We start from the raw sequence: 18,628 nt of genomic DNA, 5'->3' as shown, positions 1-18,628 counted from the left end.
CCTATGTTGAAAATTGCCTTTGACCCAATATACGCTCATCCGTTGCCCGAAGGCCATCGGTTTCCAATGCTTAAATATGAGCTTATACCTCAGCAACTGCTTTACGAAGGCCTTATTAATGAAGAGAATTTGTTCTCGCCCGAACCATTAGACGAGAAAACAATTTTACTTACCCATAATAAAGCGTATTGGGAGCAATTGCGCGATTTAACGCTTCCGCCCAAGGAACAGCGGCGCATAGGTTTTCCGCTTACCGAGCGCTTAGTGGAACGCGAAATACGGATTGCCAAAGGTACTATTGATGGGTGCCATAATGCTTACAACTACGGTGTAGCCTTTAATGTGGCAGGCGGTACCCACCATGCCGGAAGCAATTGGGGTGAAGGTTTTTGCATGTTAAATGATCAGGCTATTGCAGCAAATTATTTACTAAACAGGCAATTAGCCAAGTCTATATTAATAATTGATTTAGATGTGCACCAAGGAAATGGCACTGCTGAAATATTTGAGAATGAGCCAAGGGTATTTACTTTTTCAATGCATGGTGATAAGAATTTTCCCTTCCGCAAAGAAAAATCAGATTTGGATATTCCACTTGCAGACGGTGTTACCGATGATGAATTTTTAGATAATGTATACCGAACGGTTCCGCAGCTTATAGACAATCAAAAACCTGATTTTGTATTTTACTTATCGGGAGTTGATGTATTGTCATCTGATAAACTGGGCAAGCTATCACTTAGTAAAGAAGCTTGTAAGGAGCGTGATCGTTTTGTATTGGAGCAATGCAAAAACGCAGGCATACCGGTTCAGGTGAGCATGGGCGGGGGGTACTCTCCGCAAATTAAAGACATTGTGGATGCCCATTGCAATACTTACAGGGCAGCGCTTGATTTATATTTTTAAGGTATCGTTAAAAATGTAATCTTCAATATGTTTTTTGGTGGTGGCAGTAAAGCGCATGTAAAGTAGGACAGATGCTATACCAAGTCCGGCTACAAGTCCGTACCAAACGCCTTCGGCACCCATATCAAGTGTTATTCCTAACAGGTATCCAAGCGGAAGCCCAATTACCCAATAAGCCAAAAGCGTTATTAAGGTGGGTACATTTACATCACCCATGCCACGCAAAATTCCTAAGCCTACAACTTGTGCACCGTCAAACAACTGAAAGAAAGCGGCAATAATAAGCAGCTTTGATGCAATGTTTATTACGCTTACATCTGACGTTACAATCCATGGCAGCCATTGATTTGCAAGTACGAATATTAATGCAGTTACAGTCATAAAAGCAAGTACGATGTGGTAACTGGCCAGCGCTGATGCGCGCAGTTCGCCAAAGCTTTTACCACCGAAGAAATTACCTGATTTGATTGCCGCTGCTGATGACACCCCGCTGGCCATCATATAAGTGAGCGATGCCAGGTTGATTCCTACTTGGTGAGCAGCCTGCTCAACGGCACCTATTTGCCCAACGATGATTGCAGCTGCGCTGAAGGCACTTACTTCAAATGTATACTGTAATGATACCGGCGCTCCAATGTTTATAATTTGACGGCAACGTTTTAAGTTGATATAGCTTAATGAAAACTCTTTAAGATAGGGCTTAAAGTTTTTAGATCTGAATACGTATATGCCCATCACTATAGCCATAATTGTACGGTCAATTAACGTGCTGTAGCCTACGCCGCTTATACCCATTGGCTTTATGCCAAACAGGCCCTTAACAAAAATTATCCCTAAGCAAATATTAATTACATTGCCCCAAATGGAAATCATCATGGCTTGGCGTGTAAAGCCCAGACCTTCGGCAAATTGCTTAAAGGTTGTAAACAGCATGAGCGGAATAATAGAAACCGACAAAAGCAACAAAAATGGCTTTGCTTGTTTCAGTACCTCAGGAGATTGTTTAAGCAACGACAGCACGTTGCCTGCACCAAAGTATATCACCAGGAAGAGTATAACGCTGAACAACAGATTGATAAAGATACTATTGGAGAGTAACCGCCCGCAATCGGTATATTCACCTTTACCGTTATTTTGAGCAATAAGAGGGGTAATTCCGTAGGCAATGCCAAGTCCCATAACCATAGCCACAACAAAAACACTGTTAACAAGCGAAACCGCCGCCAGTGAAATTGTACCAGCGAAATGCCCAACAATAATACTATCACTTAAATGCACCAAAGTATGCCCCAGTTGTGATATAACCACCGGAATTGCAAGTTTCAGGTTATCACGGTAATGTTGTTTGTAAGGCTGGAAAGAAAAAGACATGATTGAAGAATTAAAGAAGCAAATGTGTTTAGCAAAAAGTAAGAACTTTATGCTGCTGTATAAAATTCTTCTTTTTCAGTTGTGTGTACTCTTATAACGCCTGATAATACAAGGTTTACCATGATGCGTTGTGCGCGGCGGCGGCTCATATTAAGTAATTCGCAGTATTGTTTAACGGTTATCCTTTCGTTTTGGTCCAAGTACTCAAGCAAGGCTTTTTCTTTTGATGAGTATTCTATAAGTACGCCCTCATCTTTGTCTGACCGCTTAAGTACATCAACAACAATTTTGCTTGCAAGTACACTTTTATCTTTTACCCGTATGTAAACCCACCATTTTCCGTCATCTCCAAGGGCATAATGAGGTTTGGTATCACTGGGTTCTATTTCAACTACAAGTACTACTTTGTCGTCAACATATACTTCTTCAAATATGGGATCAAGGGCTGGTTTAGCGTAAAAGTGAGCAGCCTTAGTAATCATATACCGTTCCTCATCTTCAGATTTTACCCCTTTTATACCGCCGTCGTCAAGCACACCAATAAGTAAACGGCCTCCTTTATTGTTGGCAAATGATACCATAGTTTTGGCAATCTTCTCACAACTGGTAATAGTCTTTTTAAAGTCCAGCGATACACCTTCACCCTCCATGATAAGCCTCTTGATGTTCATTTTAGTTAAGTGTTTCACTGGTTTAATGAATAAGGGTTATAAATTTCCATCCAAGGCTCGGGCTTGCTTACTGGTGTAAAGCCATACTGGCCATATAATCCGTGCGCATCTGCCGTAGCCAATGACCACCGCCTTAAGCCTTGCAGTTCCTGATGATTAGTGATGCTTTTGATAAGCCATTTAGATAGACCCCGACCACGGTACTCCGGTGTTATAAAAACATCACATATGTAAGCAAACGTAGCAGTGTCAGTTATAACTCTTGCAAAACCGCACTGCTGGTGATGATGGTATACGCCAAAACATATTGAGTTAGCAATAGCTTTTTGCAATCTTTCAACAGGTATGCCTTTAGACCAATATGACTCATTGTTTAAAAAACTATAGATGACGTTGAAGTCTAAAAGTTGTTTATCGGTTGATAATATGTAACCTTTGCCTGCAAATTCCGCGTCAGCGATTAAACTATTTTCCATCGTTTATTTTCTCCCTAACGATGCTAATATAACGCAATATGGTAGGTTTTGTGGTGGATGATTTGTCATTATTTATTAATAAGCACCCGGTTGTTAACGATTATGTATGGCTTTTTTAAACATAAGTTAAACAATATCAATGGCATAGTGTTAATCATTTTAGAACAAAACAATTAAATCCTATGAAAAAGCAAATTTTGAGTTTTGCCTGCGCATTAGCATTAGTAGCAGCGACGGCAATGGGCTGCAGCTCAGAGCGTGCAGCAAGTGGCAGCGACAGTACTGCAGTTGATTCAACTAACGGTACCATGTCAACCACTGATTCTACCGCAAGAGATACCACCATGCCGGATACTACCAAAACCAATCCGCCGCAATAATAGTGGTAAACATAAAAATGGGGAACAACTGGCGTTGCTCCCCATTTTTTTTTTGATGTTATTTTTTAAACAAGGCCGCCTTTAGTTTCCGGCTTAATAAATTCTCTCCCGTTAAAAATCCTGCGCACCTGGTAGGTTTTCTTGTTCTGTGATTCAAAATAGGTACGAACGTTTACTTCGGCCAAGATGCCCAAGGTAATTAACTGTACACCACCCAAAAGCAGTATAAGGCCAAGTATTAAAAGTGGCTTTCCCCATATGTCATGCCCTAATACTTTTAAAATGAGCAGGTACAAGTTTATTAGTGCTCCTAAAAAGAAAGCCATAAAACCTATGCTTCCAAATAAGTGCATTGGCTTTTGAATGTACTTGCGAAAAAATACCATCAATATTAAATCGGCAATCACTTTAAAGGTTCGGTTAATGCCGTATTTCGATTGACCATGTATACGGGCATGGTGCCTTACATCAACCTGGGTAATGCGCGCACCCTGTAATTTGGCCAACACGGGTATAAAGCGGTGTAACTCGCCATACAAACCAAGGTCTTCAGCAATTTCCCGCCTGAACACTTTAAGGGTACAACCATAATCTTTGATGTAAACCCCCGTCATGCGCCTGATCATGGCATTAGCGATTTTGCTTGGTATCTTACGTAGCACCATACCATCCTTACGATTGGCACGATTGCCTGCCACTACATCCCAATCTTCATCTTTCAGTTTTTGAAGCATCGACGGAATGTCGTTCGGGTCATTCTGTAAGTCGCCATCAAGCAACGCTACATACTCTCCGGTGGTATGATCAATGCCGGCAGTCATAGCAGTACTTTGCCCATAATTTTTACGCAAGTCAACCAGCTTTATACGCTCATCGGCGTTAGCAACAATCTCTTCACGCGTGCGATCTTCTGAACCGTCATCAACAAATATTACTTCGTAATCAATTGCCGGTAAAGCTTTCCGTATTTCAGCAATGAGAGGTTTAATATTTTCCTCTTCGTTCATTACGGTTATTACAACTGATAATTCCGGCATATGGTACTGTTTTGTTTAAAGCGCACAAAGATAGGCATTTTAATGATTTTGAAGATGCATTGTTATTTAAGGGCATCAAAGCTATACCTGGCATCGGCCCAAAACTCATCAAGGGCAATTATGCGCGGCTTAAAAAAAGATATAAGCGCAGGCCAGTCGTTTCGGTTAAAAAGGCTTACTCCATCAAGCTGCTTGTAAATAATACTGGTTGTTTTGCCATAATCGTCATGCGCATGAAGCAGCCATTCCCAATCTTCATTTAAAGCACCTGCCAATATTAACTTCAACTCTTTAAATTGCTCAAAAAACAGTTCCTGTATACCGGTATCAGGGTGAGAAATTTCAATACCAATTCTTGCCCAGCGATTTTCAGCTTGCATACGAAAATGCAGATGCTTAATTCCTGTTTTATAATTTATCCAATTAATTTTTAGCCCTTCTGCCGAAGGTTGCGGAGCAATGTACTGGCCAAAGGTGGTCCAGAAAGTTTGACGGAGCTGTGAAGCCTGCTCTTTTGAATACATATAGGGTTAAGTGCGTAAGCGCTGCTGTTGTTTTATAAGTAAGTTATTGCGATGTTTAAAACTCAACATCAATATATGAAAATCATTAAATTCATAGCGCCTGCCTTGTTTCCTTTCATTATGGCAGGTGCCACTTCAATAGTAAGCAAACCTGCTAAATTATCTTTAAGCAAGTTGCTAATGACTGACAGCTCTTATAGCACCACCAATTTGTTTAAAAGCGGCACACGTCCGGTGTTAGTTAGCAAGCAATTCAGTTTTACTGAGGGACCAGCAGCTGACAACAAAGGTAATATTTACTTTACCGATCAGCCTAACAATGGCATATGGAAATATGATACCAACGGCAAACTGATGCTATTCAGCAACGCAGCCGGGCGGTCAAACGGCATGTACTTCACCAAAGATAACAAGCTGGTTACCTGTGCCGATGAAGACAATCAAATTTGGCAGTTCAAAGCCGACGGTACTAAAGATACGGTGCTTTTAAGCAGTGCAGACGGTCACAAATTTAACGGCCCTAATGATTTATGGATAGATGCTAAAGGTGGTATTTATTTTACCGACCCTTATTATCAGCGTGATTACTGGACGCGGACTAAGCCCGACTTACAAGGCGAAAAGGTATACTATCTTGCCAAAGGACAATCAAAAGCTGTTGTAGTAGCCGAAACTTTGCAGAAGCCAAACGGCATTGCAGGTACAGCTGATGGTAAGTACCTGTATGTTGCTGACATTAAAGCCAACAAAACCTATAGGTTTGATATTACTAAAGAAGGTGCATTAAGTAATCAGCAATTATTTATCGACAAAGGATCCGACGGTTTGGCACTTGATGAACAAGGGAATGTTTACATTACCGGGAGTAAGGGTATAACCATATTCAGTAACCTTGGAGAAAAGATAGGCCTGATTGCCATTCCTGAGTCGTGGACTGCTAATCTTTGTTTTGGAGGTATAAAAAGAAATGTGCTCTTCATCACGGCATCAAAAGCGGTATATACTATGCAAATGAATGTACATGGCTCAACTAAAAACGCCTCAAAACAGCGTTGACTGTTTGAGGCGTTTTAATTATTGTAAATGTAAATTACTTAGCTTGAGCCGATTGGTTAGGCTTAGCGTCTTTTACATATTTGTTCATCCACTCTAGCTGTTCCCAAAGTTTGTGCATCAGGTTCTCGCGTCCGCGGTAACCATGCGCTTCATAAGGCAGGAACACAAAACGAACCGTGCCACCAAAGCCTTTAATAGCGGCAAATAAGCGCTCGCTATTTATAGGGTAGGTACCAGTATTGTCGTCGGCATCGCCGTGTATAAGCAGTAACGGCGTCTTAATTTGGTTAGCAAAGCTAAACGGGCTCATATCATAATACAGCTTTGGATCGTCCCAATAGGTACGTTCCTCGTTTTGGAAACCAAATGGAGTAAGTGTACGATTGTACGCACCGCTTTCAGCTAAACCGGCTTTAAATAGTTTAGTATGAGCCAGTAGGTTAGCAGTCATAAATGCACCGTAGCTGTGTCCGCCAACGGCAACACGGTTGCGGTCACCTACACCTAAGTCTGACAGTTTATTTATTGCAGCCTCAGCATTAAGTTTTAACTGATCAACAAAGTTGTCATTAGGGCGCTTGCCGTCTTTAGCAACAATTGGCATTGATGCGTTATCTAATACTGCGTAACCTTGCGTAACAAAGAAAACAGGACCACCCGGGCTTATTGTAATAAAACGATCTTTTGAACCTTTAATTTGAGCAGCATCATCGGCTGAGTTAAACTCGGCCGGGTAAGCCCATATCAATACTGGTAAAGGTCCGTCTTTATCTTTATTGTAACCTTTAGGTAAATACAGGTCGCCGGTCATGTCAATACCATCACCGCGTTTGTATTGTAATTTGGTTTTGGTTACACCCTGCATTTGAGGGTACGGGTTTGTAAAGTTTGTAATTTGCTGGTCGGCAATGCGAAGCTTCAAGTTTTTGATGTAATAGTTTGGAACCTCGGTTTGAGCTTCGCGACGGGTAACCAATACAAGTTTCGCCGGATCTAAAACATCGTACACATATTCAAAGTGGCCCGGTTCACAACGCCATATGATATCACTTTTTTTGCTGTTCAAATCAAACGTAGCTAAAAAAGGAAGGTCACCTTTTGGAGAAGAACCAATCACATTGTTCATCAGTAATTTGGTGCCATTTTCGATAGGCATAATCACCTGACGTCCAAATTTATTTTTATCGGTTACAGGATCGCCTAAGTTGCCGTAAACATCAGTTTGGTTGCGGTCCCAAAGCTTTTCAAGCTTGCCGGTAGATGGGTTGTACCTGCTTACACGACTGCTTTGCTTTGAACGTAAACCTTCGCTTACCAAAGCTAAATCTGCAGTACCCCATTGAACGTTACGAAAACGTTGTTCTGTTTTAAATAGCTCTTTAGCCTCACCGGTGAAAGGTGCACTAAGCGCATAAACAGCATCATGAAAATCAACTTTTTTACGGATAAGGCCGCTATCTAAAGGCATAGCCCAGGTGATTGTTGCAGCTTCATCATCGCGCCAGTCAAAACTGCGTGGCACATTTTGAAGGTTATCATATCCAGATGGTCTTACCTCGCCTGATGGCAGATTAGCTAGAGTTTTTAAAGCCTTGCCGGTTAAATCAGTAATAACAACGGTTGATGGAAAGCTTTGCGCTGGAACTAAATAAGAGAATGGCTTATGCAAGGTACGCACCAGCATGTACTTTTTATCAGGCGATAAAGTGGTTGAAGCATATATAGCAGGCTTGCCTACAGGGGTTTCAACGCCGTTTTTGTTCATCACCAGTTGTGAAGTTGAGTAAAACTCAAATAACTTTTCGTCATACGGCGATTTGATCATATCCTGGTAAGTAACAGCAGGGGCTGATTTGCCCAGGTTTTGCTGTACAACCGGACCAGTTGGGCTAAGCGGTTTAGCAGGGGCCATGGTGGCGGGTTTAACTATAACCTTGTACATCATGGTGCTATTATCAACCCAGGTAACACCGCTGCCAAAGCTGCCCATCACCGCGTTAAGTGGAAGTTTGTTAACCTTGGTTGCTTTTTGGGTAGCAATGTTTATAACATACAAATCAACGCCTTTTGCATTGGTTTGTGTAAAAGCAGCTTTGCTTTGATCGGGGCTCCAGCTTAGGCCGCTGGCGTTAAGTGTGGCAGGTAAACCGGTAACCGGGTACACTTTACCGGTTTTGATATTTTTTAGGCTAAAACCACTGTATGATATAACCTGCCTGCTTGGTGCAAAATTGTTAGGATTGATACGCATACCGGCAATCCGCATTTCGGGACGTGCCAGCTCTTCAACCGAAGGAAGTGCATTGCGTTCGCTCAAAATCATCCATTCAGCCTTCGAATTGATGCTTACACTTGGGGTGGGTTTGGCCAGCAGTAAATCTGTCATGGCCTGCGGTGGTTTTTGATACCCAACAGCATCCTGGGCCTTAACCCAAACGCTTGTTGATATCAACAAAGCACATAAAAATACCTTTTTCATAAAGTTAAAATTTAATCAAGAAGTTTAACAGCGATGAAAGTTAGATAAAAGATTGGGAAATAACTTAAGCCTTAAATTTGCATCAGCTTTTTTACAATCAAGCTCAAAAGCTTACACAATATCAGTCGTTTGTTTGAGTTGTTAAACGCGATAAGTATTGCCCGTATTCATCTTCGTACAATACTTCCATGTTAAACCCGCATTCGGCGGCAATTTTAATAAGGCTTTGTTCATCAATATACAGCCAGGTAAACCATTCGCCCTTTTGATTTTTGTACTCATACTGGTACTTAATTTCACCATGGTAACCACCATCCGGAAGCTTGCCTTCGTACAGATAAGCTACATCTGATGAGTCGAACAGCAACTGACCGCCCTCGTTAAGCAGGCTTTTAAGATGCAATAGCAAGTCCTTAAGTATTTTCATTGTTCCGGCCAATCCAATGCCATTCATCAGTAAAAGGAGGGTGTCGTACTTTTTACCATCGTAGGTAAATATGTCCGCAGTTAACGCATCTTTAATTCCACGCGCCTTAATTACTTCCACAGCCAGCGGAGAAATATCCATAGCCGTAACTTCATAGCCGCGCTTTTGCAACTCAAGGGCATGGCTACCAGCGCCGGCACCTACATCTAATACCGTTCCTTTGCACTCATTCAATGCAACCCATTCCAGGTCTGGCATATCGTCTTCATCTCTGAAATAAGCCTCAATTGGCATAAGCTCCTTTGGGCCATAAAGGTTATGTATCCATAATTCAGATGCTAAGTTGTTATGATAATAATCATGTAGGGCACGGCCAAGTACATCATTCATATGGCAAAGCTAAAAGTTATTGGCATTAAAAGTGGTTGGGCTAATTGGCTATCTTTGTTCTTAGTCCAAAAAAACTATGTTATTGCAGTATTCAGCTTTACTGATATTTTTAATTAGCGGAACAGTGCTGAGCATATACTTCAAAAAGCTTACACCTCTTGCAGCATTAACCGGTTTGTTATGTGCCTTAGCGGTGTTTGCCGGCGCGGGCTATACAGGTGTGGCTATAATGACCGCCTTTTTTGTTATTGCAACAATTGCTACCACCTGGAAACGGAACGTTAAACAACAACTAAATACAATAGCGGCTAATGATGCCCTTCGTAAAAGCAGCCAGGTAATTGCCAACGCAGGGGTAGCAGCCTTAGCCGGCTTATTAAGTGTCTTCTTATATCCCAATAGCATAATATGGCCCTTAATAATTGCTGCGGCATTTTCTGCAGCCTGCGGCGACACCGTATCGTCTGAATTAGGTACAGTTTACGGAAAAAAGTTCTTCAATATTTTAACCTTTGAACCTGATGAAACAGGCCTTGACGGCGTCGTGAGTTTGGAAGGAACGCTGTTAGGTGTTATAGGAAGCTTAATTATTGCTGCTATATACTTTATTGGTTACCATTCATTGCATGGAGCTGTTATAGTTGCAGTATGCGGAGTGTTTGGTAATCTATCCGATTCATTTTTAGGTGCTTTGTTTGAACGAAAGGGCTTACTTAAAAATGATGCCGTCAATTTTTTGAATACACTTGCTGCAGCGTTGCTGGCTACTTTCATAAGCTTCTAAAAAGTTCACACGTAGTTTTACGTATCAAGAAAAACACGTGTTTTCACGTGTTTTTTTGCCTTTAGGTATGTTGTACCTTAGGACCATGTTTCAGGGCTATGCCTGCATGGCTTTGAAGGCAATTAGTTTAACACTATTGCTAAAAGCATTTAACACCTAAACCTTATTCACATTGAACTCCCGGGTACGCTGTTTCACCCAGTAATGGCTTCCCGGGGCTTGTTCACTCACAGGACACAGACCATTACTTTTGCTGTTAGGGTCAAAGTGCAGCAGATGTGGTGTCTGTACCTGTGAGTTTTTATTTCTATCTTCTTATAACAACCTGATCAGAGTCTGTGCGGCATTTGCTCTATAATGTATATCAGCTTAGTAGTTTTATTGAATAAATATGGCACAAACAGCCAAAACAAACTGTTACTTTGCATTATATATGAACCAAGAGTTTTACCGGCATCTGTTTGAAAAGTCGTTACATGCTAAAGCTATACCAACTAATTCACATATAGCGGCTTGGGCGCTTAAAGTGGTGCGTTTATTATACCCCGAGCAAAAAAACCATTTTGGCTCAGTTGAAGAACTTAAAGCACATACTTTGCATTTGCAGCATGAGCTCTGCCGTATGATTGATGGGTGTAATTATGCAGGCAATGATAGCATGGACCTTTCAGTAAAGTTCTTTCATGAATTACCTGCGCTTTACCAGGTTTTAAATACAGATATACAAGCCATATACAATGGCGACCCGGCTGCTAAAAGCGAGTTTGAAGTAATAAGGACTTATCCTGGTTTTTATGCTATATGTTTCTATCGGTTAGCGCACATGTTATATGAGCTTAATATACCGCTTATACCACGTATACTAACTGAGCATGCTCATTCAGAAACCGGTATTGATATACACCCCGCCGCAGTTATTGGCAATTACTTTCACATCGATCATGGTACCGGTATAGTAATAGGAGAGTCGTGCCATATAGGCAACCATGTTAAAATGTATCAGGGCGTTACGTTGGGAGCTTTAAGTGTACACAAAGACATGGCGGGTACAAAACGGCATCCCACTGTAGAGGACAGGGTAATCATTTATTCGGGTGCAACTATACTTGGCGGGCAAACAATAATAGGGCATGATAGTGTTATTGGTGGTAACGTGTGGCTAACAAAAAGTGTGGCACCATTCTCAACAGTTTATCACACGCCAATAATAAACGTTCAAAACATTACAGAAAGCATTTAACAAGTTATGGCAGGCATAATTGATATAATAGGCAACACGCCAATGGTTGAAATCTCAAAACTCAACCCTAATCCTAACGTTAAAATTTTTGCAAAGCTTGAGGGCAACAATCCTGGTGGCAGCGTAAAAGACAGGGCGTCGTTAAATATGATTCGCAGTGCTATTGAACGTGGCGATATAAAACCCGGTACCCGACTGGTTGAAGCTACCAGTGGAAACACCGGTATAGCCCTGGCCATGATTGCCGGTTTATTTGGTGTAGAAATAGAGCTTGTTATGCCGGCCAACTCCACACGTGAACGTACCCTTACTATGGAAGCATTTGGAGCCAAAGTTACCCTGCTTGAAAGTATAGAAGTGTGCCGCGATTATGCCGAAGAAAAAGGCGCCTCAGAAGGATATTACCTCCTCAATCAGTTTGCTAACAAGGATAACTATATGGCCCATTATAAAACTACCGGACCGGAATTATGGCGAGATACTAACGGTGAAATAACGCATTTTGTTAGTTCAATGGGTACAACGGGCACTATCATGGGCTGCTCAAAATATTTGAAAGAGCAAAATCCGCAAGTTCAAATTGTTGGTTGCCAGCCCACCGAAGGGTCTTCGATACCCGGTATTCGCAGGTGGCCTCAAGAGTACTTGCCTAAAATATTTGATCCCTCGAGAGTTGACCGTACAGTTGATATTGCAGAGGATGATGCCACTCAAATGGCGCGCAAACTTGCCCGTGTTGAAGGCGTTTTTGCAGGAATGAGTAGCGGGGGAGCGTGCTCAGCTGCAATTCAACTTGCTCAACAGCTTGATAAGGGTCTCATCGTCTTTATAGCTTGCGACAGGGGAGACCGCTACCTTAGTAGTACGTTATTCGGTTAATATATAAATCACAACAAGCGCTTTTGCTGTGTTGTAAGGTCGTGCTTATTTACTTTCTTCGCCCGGATGATAGGTTGTAACTGCATGTTTTAAAACATCATTTTCGTAAAATAGCACATCTTTGAACTTTCCGTCAAGGTTCATTTGAGCTTGATTTATAAAGTTTTTAGAAGCAGGCTCAAATGACTGTCCACCGGTTATTACAGTTTTGGCACGCACCTTAGGTCCAAACTCTACCGCCGCTATAAAACTGTTGCCTGAGTAACCATAACGCTTTTTTGTGCCATTCATGCTTTTACTCACAAAGGATGGTAACTGTCCAAACACCGACGCTACAGAGGCGGCAGGTAAGCTTGGTTGGGCATCGTCAAAAGTGACACCATCCGCCGGGCGCTGGTAGCGGTTTACTTCACCCCATGCAATATTCCAGGTTCCGTAACGGTTGTTTAAATTTTCGATTGCTTCAATAAATATTTGAATAATTTGTTCGTCGTTCATTGACTTCATCAATGCCTTAACCCGTTCCGTTTGATACGTTCCCGCTTCTGATGATTCGGGGCGGGGCAATAAAGTGAATAACAAAGTACCGTATTCAACGCCTAATGTTGTGCCAACCGAGTTAATACCTGCCCGGCGGTCCCATTTTTTTAAAATTTCTATAGCAGTTTCCAGGGTTGATTTTTGCTTTTCATTTGCCCGCTCAAACGCCTTAAACAAAGGCGGTAAAAGCACATCGAAGGCGGCTAAATGGCGGTTGTAACCAACAGCAATCAATTGGTCAAGAGTCAGTTTGTTTTCATTGTTGAGCAGCCTTGTTGCATTTACACCACGGTAATTTTGACCGTTGGGTGCCATGTAGGCAGGATATTTTAATGAATCGGGGTTGCTTATGCCGGCCGATTCATATGGGGTTGCATTGCAGTTTTGTATCCAGCCGCTTGCAGGGTTGCGTACCTGTACAATTTCATCGAGCGGATGCAAACCCTGCCACTCAGTATTAGTTGTGGTGCCATCAACAGGCTGCGTCCAGTCAAGTTTAGCATTACGTTTAGGTATAAAGTTTCCATACCAAAATGCGGTGTTGCCCTTATCGTCAGCGTAAAGCGTATTATTAGTTGCATTTTGCAGCAAATTCATAGCTTTTTGGTATTGGGCATAATTGTTTGCCTTAGTGATAAGCCACGATTCCAACAGTGCATTATACGACCGGTTATTGGCTTTCAATGCCAGCCACTTGCCGTTGCGGCTACCTAACACCGGTCCATGGTGTGTGTAGTAGCCCATGATTTTTACAGGCTCTACAACATTGCCGTTTTTACAATTTATAATTAATTGACGGGTAGTAACTGGCTTTAACGCGCCTTTATATTCATATAACCACTTGCTTCCTTTTTGAACTATTTTTTCGGCATACGCATCGGCAACATCGGCATTACTACTGGTGTGCATCCATCCGCAATGCGCATTAAAGCCTTGGTAAATAAAAAATTGTCCCCACGTAACGGCACCATAAGCATTAAGTCCTTGTTGGCTTACCAAATGCACCTCCGACCTGAAATAAAACGGTACATGCGGGTTGATGTACAACATAGCATTCCCTGATGCCGATTTTTTAGGCGATATAGCAAAGCCGTTTGAGCCGATCTCCTTATCAAATACACGGTCCTCAATACTTAAGGTTTCAAGCTGTATAGAGGCAGATTTAATTGTATCGCCATAAAACTTGCGGGTTTCATTCAGCGTAATGCCGCCGGTAACGGTGGCAGCCACGCTACCGTCAGTAAACATAAGGGCGTACCATGGCTTAAAATGTTTAAGCACCAATGGTTTAACCGTAGGGTGTTTGTATAAATAATAGTTTATGCCATCGGCAAATGCGTCTAAAAGTTTCTTAAAATCAGGTGAGCTGTTTCTATACTCTTTAATGGCCTGTGCACTATCAGCAATTAATTGCAGTTGAACATCGGTATACAAGTTACTATCGCCGTCAACTTCGGCTTGCTTACCTAGCTGGTATAAGTAATTGCGTTCTATGCCTTTGAAGTTTTCCTCGCATTGTGCGTACATTAACCCGAAAACCACATTAGCATCAGTTTTGCCGTAAATATGAGGTACGCCCCAGTTATCTCTTATAATGGTTACCTGTTTGGCTTGTGCCAAATAGCGGGCAATTTCGGCTTTGGAAAATTTTTGCGCGGAGGATAGAAGCGGTAAACAAAAGAAGAGTGGAAACAAAAGCTTTTTCATGCATTAAGGAGGTTTTGACAGACCGAAATTTACTGAATTTTACTTACAGACATCCAGTTGTAACAGCATTGTTTAGTACTCTCAAACAATTTAGCCATTTTAGCAGCTTATGGTGCGTTTAGTTTTATTGTCTGTTCTGCTTTTAATTTCATTATTAACGCTTTTTACAGCGCCCGCATATTATTTATGGCTTCTTGCGGTGATGGTGGGCGAGTACGGTTTGCTTTTTATTGGTGGTACACTTATAATTTTAGCAAGTGGTTGGCTTACCAAGTCAAGATATAACGCTTTGGGTACTTGTGTAGGCATGCTTGCATTGGCTTTGTTAATGCTGCCAATAGTTGAAGCATATACAATTGCTCAAAAGCTGCCAAATCAAATGCAGCGGGAATTGAATTTGAAAAATTTAAACCATGAAAAACCATTTTCGTTACTGCGGCTATTTAAGCGTGATCCACAATCAACACCCAAAGTTTTAACTTATGTAACCTATTCTGATACAAATCTTACGCTCGACTATTATGCGGCTAAAACAGCGGCTAAGCGTCCATGTATTCTCGTAGTGCATGGTGGTTCGTGGAGTAGTGGCGACAGTAAGCAGTTACCTGAATTAAACACTATTTTAGCTGCAAAAGGTTACCAGGTGGCAAGTATTAATTATAGGCTTGCTCCAAAGTGGCATAATCCTGCACCCGTTGAAGATGTGCGCGCCGCGCTGACTTATCTCACCAGTCATGCCGATGAATTAAAAATCGACACTTCTCAATTCGTTTTATTGGGCCGGTCGGCAGGGGCACAAATTGCTTTGCTTGCCGCTTATACTTTGAAAAATACGGGTATTAAAGGCGTCGTAAACTTTTACGGACCTGCAGACATGGTTTGGGGTTACTCTTTACCGGCGCCAAAGCTGGTAATGGATTCGCGTAGGGTAATGGAAAACTATTTGGGTGGAACATACACGCAAGTACCAAAAAACTATAAAACAAGTTCGCCAATTGAATATATTGATTCAGGCAGTGTGCCTACGCTTACTATTCATGGCGCTAACGATGCCTTGGTTGCTTATGAGCATAGCCGCAGACTGAATGATAAGTTACAAAAGAATGGCATCAGTCATTTTTGGCTGAAGCTGCCTTGGGCAACACATGGTTTTGATCACCATTTAAATGGTCCTGGTGGACAGTTGTCAAGTTATGCCGTGTTGACTTTTTTGAATGGCGTGGTGCCTGTTAAATAAATACATTAAAACACCATTAACTTGTACAACAACTCCATGTCCATTTTACAACTGTGAAACGATTACGAGGCTTACACTAGCTGCTGACTATTCTTTTTTCTCTTTATCTAACACCGTAAATTTTACTATCACCGTGTTACCATCACTATCTACTAAGGTTAATAAGTGTTTGCCGGCAGCCGCCTGAACAGCCATCTGGTGCATGTCCTGTGTTTGGCCAAGGTAGTGATCGTCTAAATGCCAGAATATTTTTGCTCGCGGCCGGCTATGGGCCGCGTTGCAAACCATTCGGCCACGGGTGCCGTCTGCTTCAATAGGTATATAAATCTTTGCATCATCCTTAGGATAAATCACCTCCATTGGATTGATTTTTTCTGAAACGGCGCAACCATCCCTGAAGGGTGGTAGCGGCTTATATTGGTAATTGCGGGCTTTATAATAGTATTCCATTGAAGGTGGAAGCACAAACCATTTGGCATGTACCATTCGATCGGGCGATTCGCAATCAGCCGTTACCTGCCAATTGGCGGTTGCATCTAAATGTACCAAACGGTGGTAAGGGCAAACTGGTGTTTTAAGTCCTCCGGCGGGTACCCAGGTGTCCTGAGGGTGACTGCAGTTTTCACCGGCACGGAAGCCGCTCTCGCTACAAACCGCAATTTTAACCATGCTATGGTCGGGCTCCTTGAACCAATTGTGGGTAACAGGTAGTAGTCTAAAAATATCAAACAGTACCGGTGCCGCGGTATTTATACCGGTAAGGTTTGGTCTGCCCTCGCCGGTAGTATTTCCTACCCAAACGCCAACCACATATTTAGGCGTTACACCAATTGCCCAGCCATCTCTGAATCCAAAACTGGTTCCTGTTTTCCAAGCCACGCGTTGCGTTGAGGTAAATTGCTGCCATAGCATTTCCTCGCCGGGGCGCATTACTTCTTCCATAGCCTGAAACGTGTAGAAAATAGAAGCTGCATCAAGCAATCCGTTTTTTTCGTCCGGCTTAGGTACTGCATTTGGTTTTTGATAAGTTGGTGCGTGGTAATCAGCTTGCGTATAATGATTGGTTTGGTTGTAGTGGTTAAGCGCCCTTGCCATACTGGCGTAGGCCCCGGTTAGTTCCCAAAGTGTATTTTCTGAGCCACCCAATATTAGCGATAACCCGTAATGATCTGGCGGTTGGTTGAGGGTGGTAATGCCCGTTTTTTTGAGCACTTCATAAAAGCGTTCGTACTTATACTTTTGCAGCATTTTTACGGCGGGTACATTAAGTGAACGCGCCAGTGCGCGTGATGCCGGTACGGCTCCATCATAACCCAGGTCGAAATTTTCTGGGTGATAACCGGCAATTTGCGTAGGAATATCAGGTACTAGCGTATTAGGTAGTATAAAACCATCATGCAGCATTGATGCATATAACAGCGGCTTCAACGTGCTGCCCGGGCTGCGTGGTGCATTCACAACATCTACACTGCTCTCCAAAGCTGCATCCTCAGGGTGGAAGATGTTACCTGCGTAAGCCAAAGCAGCGCCGGTCTCTACGTCTAAAACCACAGCCGCAATGTTGTTAATTTGATTGGCTTTTAATACGCGGTGATGCCGTTCCAGTATTTCCGCTACCTGCTGTTGTAATTCCGCTTTTACCGTTGTTTTAATACGTGTGCCGGTTTCACCTTTGTGCCGATGTTCGGCTTTGAAACGTTCCAACAGGTGAGGAGCTTGTTGCGGGAGAGGTAAGGGTTTATCGGGCATAGGCTCGAGTTTAGATAGCTCGGCCGTGCTTTTATCTATTACTTTTTGGGAGCAAAGCTTATCTAACAGCAGGTTTCGCTTTTTAAGTAACGTTTGCCGGTTTTTGCCGGGGTGCACTAAAGATGGCGAGTTAGGAAGTACTGCCATTGCAGCCATTTCGCCCCAAGAAAGTTTATCAGGGCTCCGGCCAAAATATCGCCACGATGCTGCATTTAGCCCTATTACGTTTCCACCAAAAGGAGCGTTGCTGGCGTAAAGCGCCAATACTTCATTTTTGCTGTAGGTTAGAGTTAAACGCAAAGCCATAAGCATTTCTAATAACTTATTCCACACGTTGCGTTTATGTTGGGTGGCAAGTCTTATTACCTGCATAGTTATGGTACTGCCGCCGCTATTTACCCGCCCCGCCCTGATATTTTGCCTGATGGCTCGTCCAAATGCCAGTGCATCAACACCGGGATGGCTCATGAAGCGCTTGTCTTCAAAAGCGATGATACATTGTTTAAACTTTTCGGGCACCGCATTATCGTACGGAAAACGCCATTGCCCATCGGCCGCTATAGCCGCGCCTAAAAGTGTTCCGTTTTCATCGTCAATAACGTAAGAGGTAGGGCTTTTAAACAGCGGTTTGGGCAAGCAAAACCAAAAAGCAACAAATGCGACTATAATTATAGCCGTTGGGATGTACACTTTAGGGCGTTTGAACTTTTGAACGAGCTTTTGAATCATTATTGAACGTCATCTTTAAAATCAACCACTCTTTTTAAATGACGAG

At 42.4% G+C, this 18,628-nt stretch carries 16 protein-coding genes; 7 read left to right on the top strand and 9 right to left on the bottom strand.

What is annotated here, in order from left to right:
* The first annotated feature begins 3 nt into the window (after positions 1–3).
* Positions 4–906 (top strand): histone deacetylase family protein, encoded by a 903-nt coding sequence (locus GO816_RS12200; RefSeq protein WP_157542207.1) that lies wholly within the window; start codon positions 4–6, stop codon positions 904–906.
* On the opposite strand, the gene GO816_RS12195 is transcribed toward GO816_RS12200, so the two are convergent.
* Genes GO816_RS12195 through GO816_RS12185 form a run of 3 tightly spaced genes read right to left on the bottom strand, consistent with a single transcriptional unit; the run spans position 895 to position 3,424 of the window.
* Entirely contained in the window at positions 895–2,277 is a 1,383-nt protein-coding gene (locus GO816_RS12195; protein ID WP_157542206.1) for an MATE family efflux transporter, read from the bottom strand. The two genes, GO816_RS12200 and GO816_RS12195, sit on opposite strands and share 12 nt — an antisense overlap.
* Positions 2,278–2,324: 47 nt before the next feature.
* Positions 2,325–2,948, bottom strand: coding sequence for an RNA-binding domain-containing protein (locus GO816_RS12190; RefSeq protein ID WP_157542205.1), 624 nt, complete (start codon positions 2,946–2,948; stop codon positions 2,325–2,327).
* A gap of 14 nt (positions 2,949–2,962) precedes the next feature.
* A complete protein-coding gene (locus GO816_RS12185; RefSeq protein ID WP_157542204.1) occupies positions 2,963–3,424 on the bottom strand; it encodes a GNAT family N-acetyltransferase in 462 nt (153 codons plus the stop codon).
* Positions 3,425–3,606: 182 nt separating this feature from the next.
* Here GO816_RS12185 and GO816_RS12180 point away from each other — a divergent pair, with 182 nt between their 5' ends.
* Positions 3,607–3,804, top strand: coding sequence for a hypothetical protein (locus tag GO816_RS12180; protein ID WP_157542203.1), 198 nt, complete (start codon positions 3,607–3,609; stop codon positions 3,802–3,804).
* A 65-nt stretch (positions 3,805–3,869) separates the two neighbouring features.
* Here the strand turns inward: GO816_RS12180 and GO816_RS12175 are convergent, their stop codons facing one another.
* Together GO816_RS12175 and GO816_RS12170 are read right to left on the bottom strand one after the other, a co-directional pair.
* The gene (locus GO816_RS12175; protein WP_157542202.1) at positions 3,870–4,841 is read right to left on the bottom strand and encodes a glycosyltransferase family 2 protein; all 972 of its coding nucleotides are present in this window, start codon (positions 4,839–4,841) and stop codon (positions 3,870–3,872) included.
* A 62-nt stretch (positions 4,842–4,903) separates the two neighbouring features.
* Positions 4,904–5,365, bottom strand: a complete 462-nt coding sequence (locus GO816_RS12170) for a DUF4268 domain-containing protein (protein ID WP_157542201.1) — start codon at positions 5,363–5,365, stop codon at positions 4,904–4,906.
* Between the two features lie 75 nt (positions 5,366–5,440).
* On the opposite strand from GO816_RS12170, the gene GO816_RS12165 reads away from it, so the two are divergent.
* Positions 5,441–6,421: an SMP-30/gluconolactonase/LRE family protein gene (locus tag GO816_RS12165; protein WP_198171506.1), complete on the top strand. Its 981-nt coding sequence runs from the start codon at positions 5,441–5,443 to the stop codon at positions 6,419–6,421.
* A 34-nt stretch (positions 6,422–6,455) separates the two neighbouring features.
* Here GO816_RS12165 and GO816_RS12160 read toward each other — a convergent pair whose 3' ends face one another.
* Together GO816_RS12160 and GO816_RS12155 are read right to left on the bottom strand one after the other, a co-directional pair.
* Positions 6,456–8,900, bottom strand: a complete 2,445-nt coding sequence (locus tag GO816_RS12160; RefSeq protein WP_157542200.1) for a S9 family peptidase — start codon at positions 8,898–8,900, stop codon at positions 6,456–6,458.
* A 121-nt stretch (positions 8,901–9,021) separates the two neighbouring features.
* The gene (locus GO816_RS12155; protein ID WP_157542199.1) at positions 9,022–9,717 is read right to left on the bottom strand and encodes a class I SAM-dependent methyltransferase; all 696 of its coding nucleotides are present in this window, start codon (positions 9,715–9,717) and stop codon (positions 9,022–9,024) included.
* A 76-nt stretch (positions 9,718–9,793) separates the two neighbouring features.
* On the opposite strand from GO816_RS12155, the gene GO816_RS12150 reads away from it, so the two are divergent.
* The 3 genes from GO816_RS12150 to cysM all read left to right on the top strand — a co-directional run bounded on the left by GO816_RS12150 (position 9,794) and on the right by cysM (position 12,620).
* Positions 9,794–10,501 (top strand): DUF92 domain-containing protein, encoded by a 708-nt coding sequence (locus GO816_RS12150; protein ID WP_157542198.1) that lies wholly within the window; start codon positions 9,794–9,796, stop codon positions 10,499–10,501.
* A gap of 433 nt (positions 10,502–10,934) precedes the next feature.
* A complete protein-coding gene (locus tag GO816_RS12145; RefSeq protein ID WP_157542197.1) occupies positions 10,935–11,741 on the top strand; it encodes a serine O-acetyltransferase in 807 nt (268 codons plus the stop codon).
* Between the two features lie 6 nt (positions 11,742–11,747).
* Positions 11,748–12,620: a cysteine synthase CysM gene (gene cysM / locus GO816_RS12140; RefSeq protein WP_157542196.1), complete on the top strand. Its 873-nt coding sequence runs from the start codon at positions 11,748–11,750 to the stop codon at positions 12,618–12,620.
* 45 nt (positions 12,621–12,665) lie between these two features.
* On the opposite strand, the gene GO816_RS12135 is transcribed toward cysM, so the two are convergent.
* Complete coding sequence (locus GO816_RS12135; RefSeq protein ID WP_157542195.1) at positions 12,666–14,867, bottom strand: penicillin acylase family protein; 2,202 nt, start codon at positions 14,865–14,867, stop codon at positions 12,666–12,668.
* A 109-nt stretch (positions 14,868–14,976) separates the two neighbouring features.
* On the opposite strand from GO816_RS12135, the gene GO816_RS12130 reads away from it, so the two are divergent.
* A complete protein-coding gene (locus GO816_RS12130) occupies positions 14,977–16,104 on the top strand; it encodes an alpha/beta hydrolase (protein WP_157542194.1) in 1,128 nt (375 codons plus the stop codon).
* An 87-nt stretch (positions 16,105–16,191) separates the two neighbouring features.
* Here the strand turns inward: GO816_RS12130 and pbpC are convergent, their stop codons facing one another.
* Positions 16,192–18,582, bottom strand: coding sequence for a penicillin-binding protein 1C (gene pbpC, locus GO816_RS12125; protein WP_157542193.1), 2,391 nt, complete (start codon positions 18,580–18,582; stop codon positions 16,192–16,194).
* Positions 18,583–18,628: the final 46 nt, after the last annotated feature.

The sequence above is a fragment of the Mucilaginibacter aquatilis genome, from assembly GCF_009755275.1.
GTDB classification, from domain to species: Bacteria; Bacteroidota; Bacteroidia; order Sphingobacteriales; family Sphingobacteriaceae; genus Mucilaginibacter; species Mucilaginibacter aquatilis.
This window is presented reverse-complemented; position numbering and strand designations above follow the sequence as displayed.

Coding starts and splice junctions, on each gene's coding strand:
- GO816_RS12135 (WP_157542195.1), bottom strand. CDS start 14,867: ATGAAAAAGCTTTTGTTTCCACTCTTCTTTTGTTTACCGCTTCTATCC.
- GO816_RS12150 (WP_157542198.1), top strand. CDS start 9,794: ATGTTATTGCAGTATTCAGCTTTACTGATATTTTTAATTAGCGGAACA.
- GO816_RS12190 (WP_157542205.1), bottom strand. CDS start 2,948: ATGAACATCAAGAGGCTTATCATGGAGGGTGAAGGTGTATCGCTGGAC.
- GO816_RS12160 (WP_157542200.1), bottom strand. CDS start 8,900: ATGAAAAAGGTATTTTTATGTGCTTTGTTGATATCAACAAGCGTTTGG.
- cysM (WP_157542196.1), top strand. CDS start 11,748: ATGGCAGGCATAATTGATATAATAGGCAACACGCCAATGGTTGAAATC.
- GO816_RS12145 (WP_157542197.1), top strand. CDS start 10,935: ATGAACCAAGAGTTTTACCGGCATCTGTTTGAAAAGTCGTTACATGCT.
- pbpC (WP_157542193.1), bottom strand. CDS start 18,582: ATGATTCAAAAGCTCGTTCAAAAGTTCAAACGCCCTAAAGTGTACATC.
- GO816_RS12185 (WP_157542204.1), bottom strand. CDS start 3,424: ATGGAAAATAGTTTAATCGCTGACGCGGAATTTGCAGGCAAAGGTTAC.
- GO816_RS12175 (WP_157542202.1), bottom strand. CDS start 4,841: ATGCCGGAATTATCAGTTGTAATAACCGTAATGAACGAAGAGGAAAAT.
- GO816_RS12130 (WP_157542194.1), top strand. CDS start 14,977: ATGGTGCGTTTAGTTTTATTGTCTGTTCTGCTTTTAATTTCATTATTA.
- GO816_RS12195 (WP_157542206.1), bottom strand. CDS start 2,277: ATGTCTTTTTCTTTCCAGCCTTACAAACAACATTACCGTGATAACCTG.
- GO816_RS12170 (WP_157542201.1), bottom strand. CDS start 5,365: ATGTATTCAAAAGAGCAGGCTTCACAGCTCCGTCAAACTTTCTGGACC.
- GO816_RS12180 (WP_157542203.1), top strand. CDS start 3,607: ATGAAAAAGCAAATTTTGAGTTTTGCCTGCGCATTAGCATTAGTAGCA.
- GO816_RS12155 (WP_157542199.1), bottom strand. CDS start 9,717: ATGAATGATGTACTTGGCCGTGCCCTACATGATTATTATCATAACAAC.
- GO816_RS12165 (WP_198171506.1), top strand. CDS start 5,441: ATGAAAATCATTAAATTCATAGCGCCTGCCTTGTTTCCTTTCATTATG.
- GO816_RS12200 (WP_157542207.1), top strand. CDS start 4: ATGTTGAAAATTGCCTTTGACCCAATATACGCTCATCCGTTGCCCGAA.